This window comes from Nocardiopsis sp. Huas11 (assembly GCF_003634495.1).
Taxonomy (GTDB): domain Bacteria; phylum Actinomycetota; class Actinomycetes; order Streptosporangiales; family Streptosporangiaceae; genus Nocardiopsis.
The window spans coordinates 431503-445243 of sequence record NZ_RBKY01000001.1 but is presented as its reverse complement, the minus strand read 5'-3'; the positions used below and the strand labels follow the sequence as shown (position 1 = coordinate 445243).

Genomic DNA, 13741 nt, shown 5'->3' with positions numbered 1-13741 from the left:
TCTGCGGGCTTTCGGGTGAGCTCGCGGTCGTCAGGTCGTCTCTCGCAAGCCGATGTGCGAAGTTCAGCCTGGTGGTGCTTGACGAGCGCAGAGGTGCCGCGAGAGGCGGTCCTGGCGGCCGCGAGCCCGGAATGCTGCAAAAAACACGGCCTAGGCCGGCAGGCGCAGGCTGTCGTCCATGGCCGCGAAGGCGCGCCGCACGCACTCCGGCAGCTCGCCGGGGGCGCAGTCGGGCAGCCACTCGTCCAGCGCGCAGCGCCAGGTCGCCACACAGAACTCGATGAGCAGCCGCAGTTCGAGGCGGTGGGGGTCGCCCAGCCGGTGCGCGATCTCCCTCTGGACCTCCGAGCAGTGCCGCAGCGTGTGCCCCTCCAGCGCGGGCGACCGCTCGATCATCCTGAGCGTGGGCGGGAAGCGCCGATACCAGTCCTCGTCCATGCGGTCGAGGGTGGTCAGCATCGCGTCACGGAAGACGTCGACGAGCGGGCCGGACCTGTCGGCCTCGTCCAGGACATCGAGGTAGGCGCTCCAGAGCTGGGTGACGGCGGTGAGCGCGACGTCCTCCTTCGAGCGGAAGTTGCGGAAGAAGGTCCGCCTCGACACCTCCACCGCGTCGAGCAGGTCGTTGAGCGGCGTGGTGTCGAAGCCGCGCTCGCCGAACACCGAGAGCGCCGTGTCCGCCAGGGCCTGGCGCGTGCGCTGCTTCTTGCGCTCGCGCAGGGAGGTGGGGTGCTCGGAGGTCGTCATCGAGAGCAGTGTAGCGAACGCGCTTGGATTGAGCGTATGCTCCAATGGAGCAAATGCCACACTGTGGCACATTGATGCGAAGGAGACCTGACCGTGCGCGCACTCGTCGTCGACCACTCCGCGAAGGCCCACCTCTCACTGGCCGAGACGGCCGATCCCGTGCCCGCGCCGGACGAGGCGCTGGTGCGGGTCCGGGCGGTGTCGCTCAACTACGGCGAGGTGAGGGGCGCCACCGATCCGGCGGTGCCGGACGGCACCGTGGTCGGCTGGGACGCGGCGGGCGTGGTGGTCCGGGCCGCGGCCGACGGATCGGGCCCGGCCGAGGGGACCCCGGTGGTCACCCTGGGCGAGTCCGGCTGGGCCGAGCTGCGCGCGGTGCCGGCCGCCCGGCTCGGTGTCGTGCCGGACGGCGCCGACCTCGGCGCGGTCAGCACCGTTCCGGTCGCCGGCCTGAGCGCGCTGCACGTGCTGCGCCGGATGGGGCAGCTCCTCGGCCACCGGGTCATGGTCACCGGTGCCTCCGGGGGTGTCGGACGGTACGCGGTGCAGCTCGCCGCCCGCGCGGGCGCGGAGGTCGTGGCGATCAGCGGCGACCCCGCCCAGGAGGAAGGGCTGCGGGCGCTGGGCGCGCACGAGGTCCACACCGATCCGGCCCGGGTGGACCGGCCCGTGTTCGCGGTACTGGACAACGTCGGCGGCCGACAACTGGTGGACGCCTTCGCCGCGGTACGGGCCGGGGGCGTGCTGGTGAGCGTGGGCCGGTCGTCCGAAGCGGACGCGGTCCTCCCGCCCGAGGCCCTGGTGGCCACCGAGGGGCGGCATGACCGGTCGATCCGCACGTTCTTCCTGTTCGGCGATCCCGCCACCGACTTCTCGGCCGACCTGACCTGGCTGGCGGCCGAGGTGGCCGCGGGGCGCCTGGACCCCGGGATCAGCCGACGCGGCCCGTGGACCGGCTACGACGAGGCGGCCCAGGCGCTCCTCGGCCGCCGCCTGCACGGCAAGGCGGTCCTGGACGTCGTGTAGCCGGAGCGGGCCACGGGCGGTGGTGGGCGACGGGCGGGCCGGGCGGTGATTCAGGTGACCGGCGCCTCCTCGGCGTCCGGGGACACGAGCCGTTCGGAGTCGCCGATGTGCAGGGCCGAGACCAGCTCCCGGTAGAGCGAGTCCGTGGCCAGAAGCTCCTCGTGGGTCCCGGTGACCCGCACGCGACCCGCCTCCATCAGGATGATGCCGTCGGCCTGGATCACCGTGGACAGGCGGTGCGCGATGGTCACCACGGCCGCGCGGTCGGCGTGGCGGCGGACGCTCTCGGTGATCGCGGCCTCGGTGATGGCGTCCACCTGCGAGGTCGCCTCGTCCAGCAACAGGGCGTCGGGGGTGCGCAGCAGGGCGCGGGCGAGGGCGATCCGCTGGCGTTGGCCGCCGGAGAGCGAGGTGGCGTCCAGCGGGGAGTCCAGGCCCGCGTCCAGGGCGTCGATCTTGTCGCTCAGGCGGACCTCGTCCAGGACCCGCCGGACCTCCTCGTCGGTCGCGTCGGGGTTGGTGAACAGCAGGTTCTCCCGAATGGTGCCGGGCACCACGGGCGCGTCCTGCTCGACGTAGGCGAAGCGCCCGCGGATCTCCTGCGGCGACGACTCCCGGTAGGGGGACCCGTCCAGGTCCAGTCGGCCGTCCTCGGGTTCGAGGAAGCGCAGCAGCAGGGAGAACACGGTCGTCTTGCCCGCGCCGGAGGGGCCCACGATCGCGGTGTGGCCGCGCCGGGGGATCGCCAGGTCCACCCGGTCCAGGGCGGGTTCGGCGCCCGGCGCGTAGCGGGCGGTGACCCCGCGCAGCTCCACCAGCGGACCGTCGCCGCCGGTGGCGGGGGAGCGGCTCCCGACGGCGTCGGCGGCGGGTTCGAGGGGGACCGCCTCCACGTCCCGGATGCGGCGCGCGGCGGCCAGGCCCGACTGCAGGGCGGTCATGCTCTGGGAGAGCTCCATGACGGGCGACATGAGGGTGAACGCGTACAGCAGGAAGGCGATCAGCGTGGACACCCCGATGTCACCCGACCCCACACGCAGCGCCCCCACGCCGAGGATCGCGATGATGGCCAGCTGCACGCCGCCGTAGGCGATGGTCCAGGCGACCGCCTCGCGCTTGACCGAACGGATGCCGTGCCGGGCGGAGTCCTGGGCGTGGCCGAGGATCTGGCCCCCGAGGCGGTCCTCGGCGCGGCTGACCTTGACCGTGCGGATGGCGCGCAGGGACCCCTCCAGGATCCCGCCCATGAGCCCGAGGGAGTTCTGCGCCTGTTCCTGGGCCTTGGCGATGGAGGGCATGAGGGTGAGGAAGAGCAGGGTGACCACGAGCACCGCGGTGAAGGTGACGCTGAGCAGGACCAGATCCAGGATGCCCATCATGACCAGCGTCCCGACGAGCAGCACCCCGCCGTTGATGAGGCTGATGATGCTGCTGGAGGCGGCCTCCCGCAGGAGCACCGTGTCGGAGGTGGCCCGGGTGACCAGCTCGCCGGAGGACCGGCGGGACAGCGGGATCAGGGCGGCGCGGAAGTAGCGGCGCACGAGCGCGGTGCGCGCGTCCAGGACGACCTTCTCGGCGATGGTGCCGACCATGATCCAGTGCCAGATGCCGAAGACGGAGCCGGCGACGAACAGGCCCAGCAGCAGCACGACCGGCATCATCAGGCCGCCCGCCTCGGACACGGTGTCCAGGACGAGCCGGATCACCAGCGGGTTGGCCAGCTGCAGCGCCGAGCCGAGCAGCGCCAGGACCAGGCTCAGTGCGAGCTTGCGGCGGTGGGGTCGCACGAACGACCAGAGCACGCGCATCTGCGCGAAGCGAACAGGTTCAGAGGTTGCCGCATCTGGAGCATTCATGAGTTAAATTAGGTCACATATGACCGATTTTTGTCAAGCGAAGGCCGATAAGCCTAGGATGAAGGCATGGCGAAGAGCGTGACGGCAGAGGAAGAGACGAGGACGCGTGCCCGGACCCGCCGGGCGATCCTCGAAGCCGCGGTCCGGGTGTTCGGCGACAACCCCAAGGCACCGCTGTCCGAGGTGGCCGAAGTGGCGGGCGTGGCCCGCAGCACCCTGCAGCGCTACTTCCCCGAGCGCGCGGACCTGACGTGCGCCCTCGGTGACTACGCCGAGGTGCTCATCCGGGAGGCCACCGAGCGGGCGCGCACCACCGAGGGCACCGCTCTGGAGGCGTTCTCACGCCTGATCGCGGAGTACTTCGCGCTGCAGCGGGTGATCATGCTCGCGTTCGGCAACGACGACCACACCGAGGCGCGGGACGAAGAGGACTGCGGGCCGGGGGAGCTGGCCGTGTTCGAGCTGGTGGAGCGGGGTCACGAGGAGGGCACCATCGACCCCAGGATCACGCCGATGTGGGCGCAGCAGCTCCTGTGGGCTGGGCTGTACGCGGGATGGTCCTACGTGGCGGTCGCCCGGGTGCCCGCGTACGAGGCGCTCAACATGTGCCTGCTCTCCCTGGTCAAGGCCGTGTCGAAGGAACAGGCGCGCTGATCGGGGCAGGCGAGGGCGCCCCGCGTGGCGCGGGGGTCACAGGTAGAGGCCGGTGCCGCGCTCGGGAGCCTCGTTGGCCACCGCGTGCACGTCGCGCTCGCGCAGGATGACGTAGCGCTCGCCGTTGAGTTCGACCTCGCCCTGCTCTTCGGGGTCGAAGAGCACGCGGTCGCCGGTCTTGACGTGTCGGGCGCCGGTCCCGGCGCCGCAGACCTCACCCCACGCGAGCCGGGTGGCCAGCTTCACGGTGTCGGGGATGACCAGTCCGGCACTGCTGCGCCGCTCGCTCTTGTCCGGAACCGCCTTCACCAGCAGGCGGTCGTGGAGCATCTGGATTTCAAGCTTGGATTCGGGCACCACTCCAGGGTATTCGGAGCCGAACCCGACTATCGACCGGCGGGCGATGGACCGACCCACTCCCGGACTCCGGTAGAGTATTGCCATCGCCGAGCGGGGAAACCGCCCGGCATACCAGGGGCTATGGCGCAGTTGGTAGCGCGCCTCCATGGCATGGAGGAGGTCTGGGGTTCGAATCCCCATAGCTCCACTCGACTCCGAGACGACCCTGCTCGCGCGTGACCGCGCTCGCCGGGTCGTCTCGTCGTTTCTCCTGGGGTGCGACCCCCAGACCCCCGTGGGGCCCGCATGGTCGGTTGTTGTTCGACCTCCCGTGCGGGCCTTCTGCTTTTCGGGGGACGACCCCCGGAGGCCGCCGACCTCGCGGGAGGGGCCACAGCGCCCGACTGTGGAAGACCACAGTGCACCGGTCGGGCCGCCAGGTCAGGCCATGTTTCACGAGGCGGGGATCGGCTAGGGGACCACATGGGACCGCAGTCGAGAGAAAGGGGAGGAACATGGCGAAGACCGTTGCGGACGTAATGACGAGCCCTGTCCGGACCATGGCCCCGGAGGCGTCACTGCGCGAGGTCGCCGAGGTGATGCGTGAGCTGGACGTGGGCGATGTGATCATCGCCGAGGGGGACCGTCCCGTGGGCATCCTGACGGACCGCGACATCGTGGTCCGCTGTCTGGCGACCGGGGGCGACCCGGAGACCCAGAGCGCCCGTTCGATCTGTAGCTCGGTGGTGGTGAGCGTGCCGCCGCAGAGCGGTGTCTCCGACGCCGTGCGCAGGATGCGCGACGACGCCGTGCGCCGCCTGCCGGTGGTGGAGGACGACCACGTCGTGGGAATCGTGACCATGGGCGACCTCGCCGTGGAGATCGATCGCGACTCCGCGCTGGCCGACGTCAGCGCCGCCGACCCCAACCGCTGACCGGACCGTTCCCGCGCGCGACCCCGCTCGTGCGCGGGAGCATCCGTGTGCGGCCCGCCGGTCGGGCCGCTGGCGGAGTCGGGCAGGTCACACGGTTCCGGGGTCCAGGCCTGGTCAGCCCACGCCTCCCCGTCCGGTAGACTTTTCCCGTTGCTTCACACGGGGCTATGGCGCAGTTGGTAGCGCGCCTCCATGGCATGGAGGAGGTCTGGGGTTCGAATCCCCATAGCTCCACTCGACTCCGAGACGACCCTGCTCGCGCGTGACCGCGCTCGCCGGGCCGTCTCGTCGTTTCTCCTGGGAGGCGACCCCCAGACCCCCGTGGGGCCCGCATGGTCGGTTGTTGCACAACCTCCCGTGCGGGCCTTCTGCTTTTCGGGGGACGACCCCCGGACCCCCGATTCTCCGAGACGACCCTGCTCGCGCGTGACCGCGCTTGGCAGCTCGTCTCTTCGTGTCTCTGGGAGGCGACTCCCGAGCCTCCCGGCCGCCCCTCTCGTGGTGATCGAGCGCGCGCTCGGCCTTCAATGGAAGCCCACGCCGAGAAAAAAGTTCTTCCGACGTGTCGATAACGGCTCGCCCCGATCGACGAGTGGGTGAAGGCTGGAAGCAAGAGCGAGGAGAACACCATGCGCACCCTGATCATCACCGCGTTCGTGTCCGTCGACGGGGTCATGGAGGCACCCGGCGGAGAGGCCGGCTACCGCAACACCGGCTGGACCTTCAACGCCGTGGAGATGGACGAGAAGGTCTTCGAGATCAAGGAGCGTGAGCAGCACGAGGCCGGCGCCCTGATGGTGGGCCGCCGCAGCTACGAGGCGTTCGCTCCCGTGTGGCCCTCGATGGAGGAGTTCGCCGAGTACAACGCCATGCCGCGGTACGTCGTGTCGACCACGCTCGCGGAAGAGGACTCCCGCTGGCCCGCCACGATCCTGCGCTCACTCGACGACGTCGCCGAGCTCAAGCGGACCGAGGGCGGTCCGATCATCGTCCACGGCAGCGCCGAACTCGGCGCGTCGCTCGCTGACGCGGGGCTGGTCGACCGCTACCACCTGCTCGTGTACCCCTTGCTCCTGGGCGCGGGCAAGCGCCTGTTCAGCGAGGCCGACAAGGACCTCACCAAGCTGAACCTGGTCGAGCACGCGGTGTACTCCAACGGCGTGCAGAAACAGGTCTTCGACGTCGTCCGCTGAGTCCGGCGACCGGGCTCCGGGCTGGACGAGCGCCGACCGGGGCCCGATCGGCCGGGGCCGGGAACCGGTCCCACAGCGGGCACGTCGAAGCAGACATAACCCCAAACACAAGACATCCGGGGGCGTTATGCGCAATCTGTGGAATCTGATCTCCCTCCCGCTCTTTCCGCGTCGCGGAGAACCGGCGTCCTCGGTCGCCTGCCGGAACTGTCGGAACACGGATCCCGCCCCCGCCCCGGCCTCCTCCACGTCACGGCCCGCCCCGGCGCCCTTCTCGACCGCGGAATGGGACCGGGTGGTCCGGGCCGCCGCGATCGACAAGATCGAGCAGGTGCTGTCCGACAGCTACGCGCTCCTCGCCGAGCACACACCCCGTCGGCCCGCCGACTCGCCCGACCTGGCGCACGTGCGCCGGATCCGCGCCGCGCTGTCCGTGCTCGCCGAGGACCTCGGGCCGCGCGGGCTCGCCGCGCGTCCCGATCAGCGCGACTGGATCGACTCCGAGCTGCTGCCGACCGTGTTGAGCGCCGAGGTCGAGATCGGCCGCGCGTTCGCCGACCCGCGCTGAGCGGAACCCGGGTCGGCCCGGAACCGGCCCTGTGGACGAAGCCGAGGCTGTCGTCCCGGGCCGGTACTGTCGATGCGTGGCAGATCTTCCCGACGTTTCCACCCTGCTCGACACGGCCGTCCGTTCCCTGGGCGGCACCCGCCGTGAGGGCCAGACAGAGATGGCCGACGCCGTGGCCGAGGCGGTCGACCAGCGCGAACACCTGGTGGTCCAGGCCGGTACCGGCACCGGTAAGTCCCTGGCCTACCTCGTGCCCGCCGTCAGACACGCGCTGGCCCACGAGACCACCGTCGTGGTCTCCACCGCCACCATCGCGCTGCAGAACCAGCTCATCAATCGGGATCTGCCGCGCCTGGCCGCCGCGCTCGCCCCGCTGCTGCCCCGCGAGCCCACCTTCGCCGTGCTCAAGGGCCGCCGCAACTACCTCTGCCGCAACCGCCTGCAGACCGCCGACGACGAGGCCGAGGACAGCGAGCTGTTCGACCCCCGTCAGTTGTCCTCGCTGGGCCGACAGGTCACGCGCCTGCACGAGTGGTCCGAAGAGACCGAGAGCGGCGACCGCGACGAACTGGTGCCCGGGGTCAGCGACCTGGCCTGGCGGCAGGTGTCGGTGGGCGCCAACGAGTGCGTCGGCGCACGCGTGTGCGCCTTCGGCCAGGACTGCTTCGCCGAGTTCGCCCGCGAGGCCGCCCAGAGCGTGGACATCGTGGTGACCAACCACGCCATGCTCGCCATCGACATGTCCCAGGGCAACCACCTCCTGCCCGAGCACAACACGATCATGATCGACGAGGCCCACGAACTCGTCGACCGCGCCACCTCAGTGGCCACCGGGACGCTCACCGAACGCTCCGTCGGCACGGCCGCCAAGCGGGCGGCCCGCCTGGTCGAGCCGGGGATCAGCGAGCGCCTCACCGAGTGCGGCGACGGGCTCGCCCTGATGTTCACCGACGTCCCCGACGGACGCCTGGACCACATCGACGACGGCCTGGCCGGCGCGGTCGCGGCGGTCCGCGACGCCGCCTCGGCCTGCGTCGCCGCCATCGGTCCCTCGCCCGGGGAGCAGGACCCGGACTCCGCCACGGACCGCAAGCTCGCCCTGGCCGCGCTCGGCGAGGTCCACGACACCGCCGTGCGCATCCTGGAGTCCTTCGAGCCCGCACTGCGCGACCGCACCGACATCGTCTGGCTCACCAAGGCGCCGTCGCGGCCGCCGTCGATCAGCGTCGCCCCGTTGGCGGTGGGCGGGCTGCTGCGGGAGAAGCTCTTCGGTGACCGCACCGTCGTGCTCACCTCCGCCACGCTCACCCTCGGCGGTTCGTTCTCCGCGCTGGCCCACCAGTGGGGCCTGGGCCGCGAGGTCGCCGAGGAGGCCGAGGCGGCGAAGGCGGTCAAGGCGCCGAAACAGGAGTCCGCGTCCGGTACCGAGGACGACGACGGCCCGCACCGCGCCGCCGGCGAACCGCGCTGGCGCGCGCTGGACGTGGGGTCGCCCTTCGAGCACGCCCGCAGCGGCATCCTCTACGTGGCCAAACACCTGCCCCCGCCGGGGCGGGACGGTCTCGCCGACGCCTACCTCGACGAGATCGCCGAGCTCATCGAGGCGGCCGACGGCCGCACCCTCGGGTTGTTCTCCTCGATGCGGGCGGCCCAGCAGGCCACCGACGCGCTCCGGGAACGGCTGGACCACCCGATCCTGTGCCAGGGGGACGACTCCACCGGGCAGCTGGTCAGCCGCTTCGCCGACGACGAGCGGGCCTGCCTGTTCGGCACGCTCTCGCTGTGGCAGGGCGTCGACGTCCCCGGGCCCTCACTGTCGCTGGTGATCGTGGACCGTATCCCGTTCCCGCGCCCGGACGACCCGCTCGCCTCGGCCCGACAGCGCGCGGTGGGCGCGCACGGGGGCAACGGATTCCTGGCGGTGGCGGCCACGCACGCGGCGCTGCTCCTCGCCCAGGGCACCGGGCGTCTGCTGCGGGCCACCGACGATCGCGGTGTCATCGCGGTGCTGGACCCGCGCCTGGCCACGGCCCGGTACGGCGGGTTCCTGCGCGCGTCGCTGCCTCCCTACTGGGGGACCACGGACCCGTCCGTGGCCCGCTCCGCGCTGCGCCGGCTCTCCGGCCGGACCGCTCCCGCTCCCGCGCCCGCGGCGGGCTGAGCGACGGCGCCGACGGGTTCTGGGGCCCGGAGGCGTGTTCAGCTCCGAGGTGCCCGAGCACGGGCCGAAGCAGGAAGGACCGCGCCGAAGACGTCCGTCGGGGGTGGTGACGGGCGACGGCGTGGGCACGCGCGGCGGCCCACGAAGGGCACAGTCAGGCCGTGTTCTTCTGGAGGCTTCCGGGTGGGCTCGCGGCCGCCAGGCCGTCCCTCGCACGGGGAGGGGCGACGTTCGGTCCTGCCCGCGGCGCATGAGCGCGGGCGCGGCGCGAGGCGGACCTGACGGTCGCGAGCCCGGAACGCTTCGGAGAACGCGCCCTAGCTAGGGCGTGTATGACGGACACTCACCCTGCTGCGCGACGCCCCAGCGGCACCCTCACTGCGTTCTCATCAGTCAACAGCCACACCAGGATGCTTCCTTCTTCGGCCTTGCGAGGCCACCACTGGATGCGCCGCTCGCGACGGGCGGCATCCGTCATACACGCCCTAGCCGCGGGTGCGGTAGCCGAAGAGGCGCACCGCGTATCCGGGGGTCTTGTCGTCCTCGGACTCCTGGATGTACCAGCGGTCGTCGTGATCGCCCACCAGGAGCTCGTTCCACATCATGTCGATGAGTTTGAGCCGTGAGACCACCGAGGCCTCGGGGTCCAGCACGATCGAGTAGGCGTGGTCGGTCAGCCGCTGGGTCACCATGCCCACGGACTGGCCGTCCCAGATCGCCGGGACCGGGGCGTGGCCGATGTCGACCCCGCACAGCCGCAGCTGCTCCACCTCTTCGTCCAGTGCCTCGGCGGCCAGGGCGCCGTCCAAGCGGAGGGCGTCCTCCAGCTCGTCGCGCTCCTCGTCGGCTCGCAGATAGGCGTGGTAGGTGCGGTAGCCGCACGCACGGCACTTGCGCCACACGACACAGCGGGCGAGCCCGTAGGCGGACTGTGCCTCGCCCACGCTCTGGTAGTCGCTCACCACGCGCTTCATGCCGCATTCGCAGCACAGGGCTGTGAGATCCTGCTTCATCAGCGTCCCCCCTCCCAGGCGAGTATGCGACGGATTGCCCCCGTGAGGGAACCCGTTCGGGGAGGAAGTCGCGGCAAGGTGTCGTCATCAATGCCCAAAATGACGCGGCCGCGGGTTTCGGGCCGCACTCGCGCGCGGGCCCGAGGTGTCCGGACTCACTCGTCCAGGGACAGGCCCCGCTTGTTGCGCGCGCTCCAGTCGCGCATGCGCTGGGGGTATCCGACGATCTGCACGTCATAGGCCGGCGCGGCCAGATTCCGTGCCACCTTGCGGATGACGTCCGGTGAGCCGCACCTGCGGCGGATCCACTCGCCGTCGGTGGCCACCGCCACGGCCGTGGTCGTCGTGGCGAAGGTTTCGGGCTCGACGTAGAACTCCACGCCCACCCGGCTCTTGGCGAACTCGATCAACGCCGTGATGTCCGAATCCTCGGAGGCCCGGTCGAAACGCGCCTTGCCCTTGCGGTTGGCCTTGCGGAGTCCGAAGCGGTCTCGCCATCCCATCGGCGTTCCTGTCCCTTCTCGGCTCTCGGACACCCCGCCGGGGCACCATCTGTGGAACAGAGTCTATCGGTCCGTGTCCATCCCGAATCGGCCCCTCGAACCCCATGCTGCACCGGGTTCCAGCGTTCCCCGGACAACTCCGTCACCACGCTGCTACGTTCTGTTCTCACACGGTAGTACAGGGGGAGAGAACATGCCGATGTGGACATGGGCGGGAGAGACAGGACGCCGTCTTCGGGCCGCCGGCCAGGAGGAACTCGCCGACGCGGTGACGGGCCTGCCCGTCCTCGCCGAGGCCGGGGAGACGGTACGGGTGGAAGCGGTGGCCCGGTCGGCGCTGCGCAGGGCGCGCCGTCTGGCCGCCGAAGCGGGTGAGTCCGGGGTACCGGGGGTCCTCGGTCCCGCGACGCTGCACTATCTCGCGCACTGGCCGCTGGCCGTGCGCACCGGGGCGCTCGCGGAGGGGAGCCGCGCGCTCGACCAGGCCGCGGCGGCGGCCGCGGAGGAGCCCGAACCGCTCGCGCACGGACCGCTGCCGGTCTCCTCCCTGCACACGCTGGTCGCCTGCCACGCCAACGTCGACGCGCGGGGGACGACCGACCTGCGCCGCGAACTGCTCTCGTCCAGGCGGCTGGCCGGCTGGGAGCGCACCCCGGCCTGGCCCGCGTTCACCCTCGCCCGGGTGAACCTGCTCGTGGACGAGGACGCGCCCGACCGCGCCGAGGCCGAACTGCGCCGCTACGAGCACACCGCCACGGGCCCGGCCCTGTTCGGCGCCGAGGGCGTGCTCACCCTGGTGCGCGCGCTCCGCTACCAGGACAAGCACACCGACGCCCTGGAGGCGCTCGACCGGATGGAGGCCGAGCTCTCGCTCGGCGAGCCGAACGACCCGCGCCGCACGGCCCTGCGCCGCACCATCCGCTTCGAGCGGGCACGCCTGCTGTCCTGGCTGGCCCGCATCGGCTCGTGCGACCCGCGCGAGGCCATCATGGTGCTGCCCACCGTCGAGGAGGCCGAGGCGTTCCCGCGCCTGCGCCCCGCCTGGACGGAGGCCGTGGAGAACCTGGTGTCCCTGGGCTCGGTCCGCAACGACTGGCGGCTGGGCGTGCGCGTCACCACCTGGTCGCGCTACTTCGAACGGGTGGGGGCGCCCCGCCGCGGCGCCGAGCTCGCTCTGGCCGCCACCCGGCTCGCGACCGGGCGCGGCGCGCACTGGGTCGCCTCCTGCTCCGCGCAGCGGGCCGAACGGCTCATCGGCGAGCTGTCCCGGACCGAGGAGATCTTCGGCGACCTGGCCGAGGCGCGCGCCCTGGTCGGCGCCATGCCGCCGGTCCAGCCACTGGTGCCCGCGGACCGGATCCTGGAGTTCCTGCGCGCGCAGCCCGTGGAGGAGATCAACCCCGAACAGCAGGCCGAGCAGGTCAACGCGGCCCTGGCCGCGATGCCCCACGACACTCCGCTGCTGGCCGCGCTGGGCCAGGTCGGGCGCACGCTCATGCTCTCCGACGCGGCCACCGCGCCCCAGTGGCGGCACGTACGGGAGCAGCCGGGCGACCAGCGGGCGGCGCTGTCACTGCTGGAGACCCTGCTGCACGACAACGACACCGCGGGAGTGCGCACCCTCGTGCGCACGCTCGCCGCGGGCGCGCTGACGGGCGAGGACTACAGGGCGGAGGTCGGCGCGGCGGCCAGCGCGCGCCCGGCCGGATAGGCCAGCGCGGCGGCGGGCATCGGCGACGGGCGGCCACTGGCCAGCACGCGCACGGTGCCCGCCGAGTCGCCGAAGGGAACGTCGCCGATCCGGCGCAGCGTCTGCGCCGCCACCGCGTCGGCGGCACTGTACAGGGCCACCTCGCCCAGTGCCTCGGTGATCCGCGCACCGACCAGGTCGTAGTGCGTGCAGCCGAGCACCACCCCGCGCACGGCGGCGGGCGTCAGCCCGGCGGCGTAGTCGACGGCCTCGGCGATCGCCCGCGGATCGGCCGACTCCACGGCCTCGGCCAGTCCGGCGCAGGCCACGGGGGTGACGTCCACTCCCTCCGCGAACGTCTCGACGAGTCGGCTCTGGTACCTGCTGCGGGTTGTGGCGACCGTGGACCACACCGCGATGGGACCGCCCGCGGCGGCCGCGGGCTTGATCGCCGGCACCGTCCCGATCACGGGGACCCGCGGCTCGAACTCGGCCCGCAGGGCGTCCAGCGCGTGCACCGAAGCGGTGTTGCACGGCACCACGACCGCGTCGGCCTCCCCGCCCTGTGCGGCGCGCGCTCCGGCCAGGAGGCGGCCGATCACCTCGTCCGGAGTCCGCAGCCCCCAGGGCATGTGGTCGGGATCCATGGACAGGACCAGATCGGCGTCGGGCCGCGCGGCGCGCAGGGCCGCGGCGGTGGAGAGCATGCCGATTCCGGAATCAACGAGAACGATGCGCACGAGTCCTGATCCTAGTCGGCCCCCCTCACCGGCTCCGCTGACCTCGTCATGCCATGACCGCGTGCGTCGTGGCCCAGGCAACACCGGTCACTGGAATACCCGCCGTGTCATCGCGAAACCGCAGGCCCCGGCACCACCCCCGGCACACGCCCGCGGGTCTTCGGTCAAGACACGTCACAAATGGGGTGGCACAAGACCGTTACCCATAGGTAGAACTGAGGGGATCGGTCCGTTCCGGCATGTGTGGCAGTGCCGGGCCGGCAGCGCCGGACCCAGGTCCGGTGCCGGCTGATCCACCTCGCGCGTCACTCGTGCC

13 protein-coding genes and 2 tRNA genes are annotated in these 13741 nt (G+C 71.8%); 9 read left to right on the top strand and 6 right to left on the bottom strand.

Features of this window, described 5'->3' with window-relative positions:
* Positions 1 to 150 precede the first annotated feature (150 nt).
* Positions 151 to 747: a TetR family transcriptional regulator gene (locus DFP74_RS01975; protein WP_121180131.1), complete on the bottom strand. Its 597-nt coding sequence runs from the start codon at positions 745 to 747 to the stop codon at positions 151 to 153.
* Positions 748 to 840: 93 nt separating this feature from the next.
* Between DFP74_RS01975 and DFP74_RS01970 the strand changes: the two genes are divergently transcribed.
* A complete protein-coding gene (locus tag DFP74_RS01970; RefSeq protein ID WP_121180130.1) occupies positions 841 to 1773 on the top strand; it encodes a zinc-binding dehydrogenase in 933 nt (310 codons plus the stop codon).
* Positions 1774 to 1823: 50 nt separating this feature from the next.
* Here DFP74_RS01970 and DFP74_RS01965 read toward each other — a convergent pair whose 3' ends face one another.
* Positions 1824 to 3575, bottom strand: coding sequence for an ABC transporter ATP-binding protein (locus DFP74_RS01965; protein ID WP_121187968.1), 1752 nt, complete (start codon positions 3573 to 3575; stop codon positions 1824 to 1826).
* A gap of 120 nt (positions 3576 to 3695) precedes the next feature.
* On the opposite strand from DFP74_RS01965, the gene DFP74_RS01960 reads away from it, so the two are divergent.
* A complete protein-coding gene (locus DFP74_RS01960; protein WP_121180129.1) occupies positions 3696 to 4283 on the top strand; it encodes a TetR/AcrR family transcriptional regulator in 588 nt (195 codons plus the stop codon).
* A 36-nt stretch (positions 4284 to 4319) separates the two neighbouring features.
* Here the strand turns inward: DFP74_RS01960 and DFP74_RS01955 are convergent, their stop codons facing one another.
* Entirely contained in the window at positions 4320 to 4613 is a 294-nt protein-coding gene (locus tag DFP74_RS01955; protein ID WP_121180128.1) for a co-chaperone GroES, read from the bottom strand.
* 144 nt (positions 4614 to 4757) lie between these two features.
* Between DFP74_RS01955 and DFP74_RS01950 the strand changes: the two genes are divergently transcribed.
* The 6 genes from DFP74_RS01950 to DFP74_RS01925 all read left to right on the top strand — a co-directional run bounded on the left by DFP74_RS01950 (position 4758) and on the right by DFP74_RS01925 (position 9479).
* Positions 4758 to 4830, top strand: a tRNA-Ala gene (locus DFP74_RS01950).
* A 307-nt stretch (positions 4831 to 5137) separates the two neighbouring features.
* Positions 5138 to 5557 (top strand): CBS domain-containing protein, encoded by a 420-nt coding sequence (locus tag DFP74_RS01945; protein WP_121180127.1) that lies wholly within the window; start codon positions 5138 to 5140, stop codon positions 5555 to 5557.
* Positions 5558 to 5718: 161 nt separating this feature from the next.
* Positions 5719 to 5791 (top strand) — tRNA-Ala (locus DFP74_RS01940).
* Between the two features lie 395 nt (positions 5792 to 6186).
* Complete coding sequence (locus DFP74_RS01935; protein WP_121180126.1) at positions 6187 to 6750, top strand: dihydrofolate reductase family protein; 564 nt, start codon at positions 6187 to 6189, stop codon at positions 6748 to 6750.
* Positions 6751 to 7045: 295 nt separating this feature from the next.
* Positions 7046 to 7318, top strand: a complete 273-nt coding sequence (locus DFP74_RS01930) for a hypothetical protein (RefSeq protein ID WP_121180125.1) — start codon at positions 7046 to 7048, stop codon at positions 7316 to 7318.
* A gap of 76 nt (positions 7319 to 7394) precedes the next feature.
* Positions 7395 to 9479: an ATP-dependent DNA helicase gene (locus tag DFP74_RS01925; protein WP_121180124.1), complete on the top strand. Its 2085-nt coding sequence runs from the start codon at positions 7395 to 7397 to the stop codon at positions 9477 to 9479.
* A 485-nt stretch (positions 9480 to 9964) separates the two neighbouring features.
* Here DFP74_RS01925 and DFP74_RS01920 read toward each other — a convergent pair whose 3' ends face one another.
* A complete protein-coding gene (locus DFP74_RS01920) occupies positions 9965 to 10492 on the bottom strand; it encodes a DUF6315 family protein (protein WP_121180123.1) in 528 nt (175 codons plus the stop codon).
* Between the two features lie 155 nt (positions 10493 to 10647).
* A complete protein-coding gene (locus tag DFP74_RS01915) occupies positions 10648 to 10995 on the bottom strand; it encodes a hypothetical protein (RefSeq protein ID WP_121180122.1) in 348 nt (115 codons plus the stop codon).
* A gap of 193 nt (positions 10996 to 11188) precedes the next feature.
* Here DFP74_RS01915 and DFP74_RS01910 point away from each other — a divergent pair, with 193 nt between their 5' ends.
* On the top strand, positions 11189 to 12706 hold the full coding sequence (locus DFP74_RS01910; protein WP_121180121.1) for a hypothetical protein: 1518 nt from the start codon (positions 11189 to 11191) through the stop codon (positions 12704 to 12706).
* Here the strand turns inward: DFP74_RS01910 and DFP74_RS01905 are convergent.
* The gene (locus tag DFP74_RS01905; RefSeq protein ID WP_199725444.1) at positions 12658 to 13425 is read right to left on the bottom strand and encodes a glutamate racemase; all 768 of its coding nucleotides are present in this window, start codon (positions 13423 to 13425) and stop codon (positions 12658 to 12660) included. The two genes, DFP74_RS01910 and DFP74_RS01905, sit on opposite strands and share 49 nt — an antisense overlap.
* Positions 13426 to 13741: the final 316 nt, after the last annotated feature.

Bases quoted from the DNA above. Each gene is read 5' to 3' on its own strand.
- DFP74_RS01915 (WP_121180122.1), bottom strand. From the start codon at position 10,995: ATGGGATGGCGAGACCGCTTCGGACTCCGCAAGGCCAACCGCAAGGGC.
- DFP74_RS01960 (WP_121180129.1), top strand. From the start codon at position 3,696: ATGGCGAAGAGCGTGACGGCAGAGGAAGAGACGAGGACGCGTGCCCGG.
- DFP74_RS01955 (WP_121180128.1), bottom strand. From the start codon at position 4,613: ATGCTCCACGACCGCCTGCTGGTGAAGGCGGTTCCGGACAAGAGCGAG.
- DFP74_RS01910 (WP_121180121.1), top strand. From the start codon at position 11,189: ATGCCGATGTGGACATGGGCGGGAGAGACAGGACGCCGTCTTCGGGCC.
- DFP74_RS01945 (WP_121180127.1), top strand. From the start codon at position 5,138: ATGGCGAAGACCGTTGCGGACGTAATGACGAGCCCTGTCCGGACCATG.
- DFP74_RS01975 (WP_121180131.1), bottom strand. From the start codon at position 747: ATGACGACCTCCGAGCACCCCACCTCCCTGCGCGAGCGCAAGAAGCAG.
- DFP74_RS01920 (WP_121180123.1), bottom strand. From the start codon at position 10,492: ATGAAGCAGGATCTCACAGCCCTGTGCTGCGAATGCGGCATGAAGCGC.
- DFP74_RS01935 (WP_121180126.1), top strand. From the start codon at position 6,187: ATGCGCACCCTGATCATCACCGCGTTCGTGTCCGTCGACGGGGTCATG.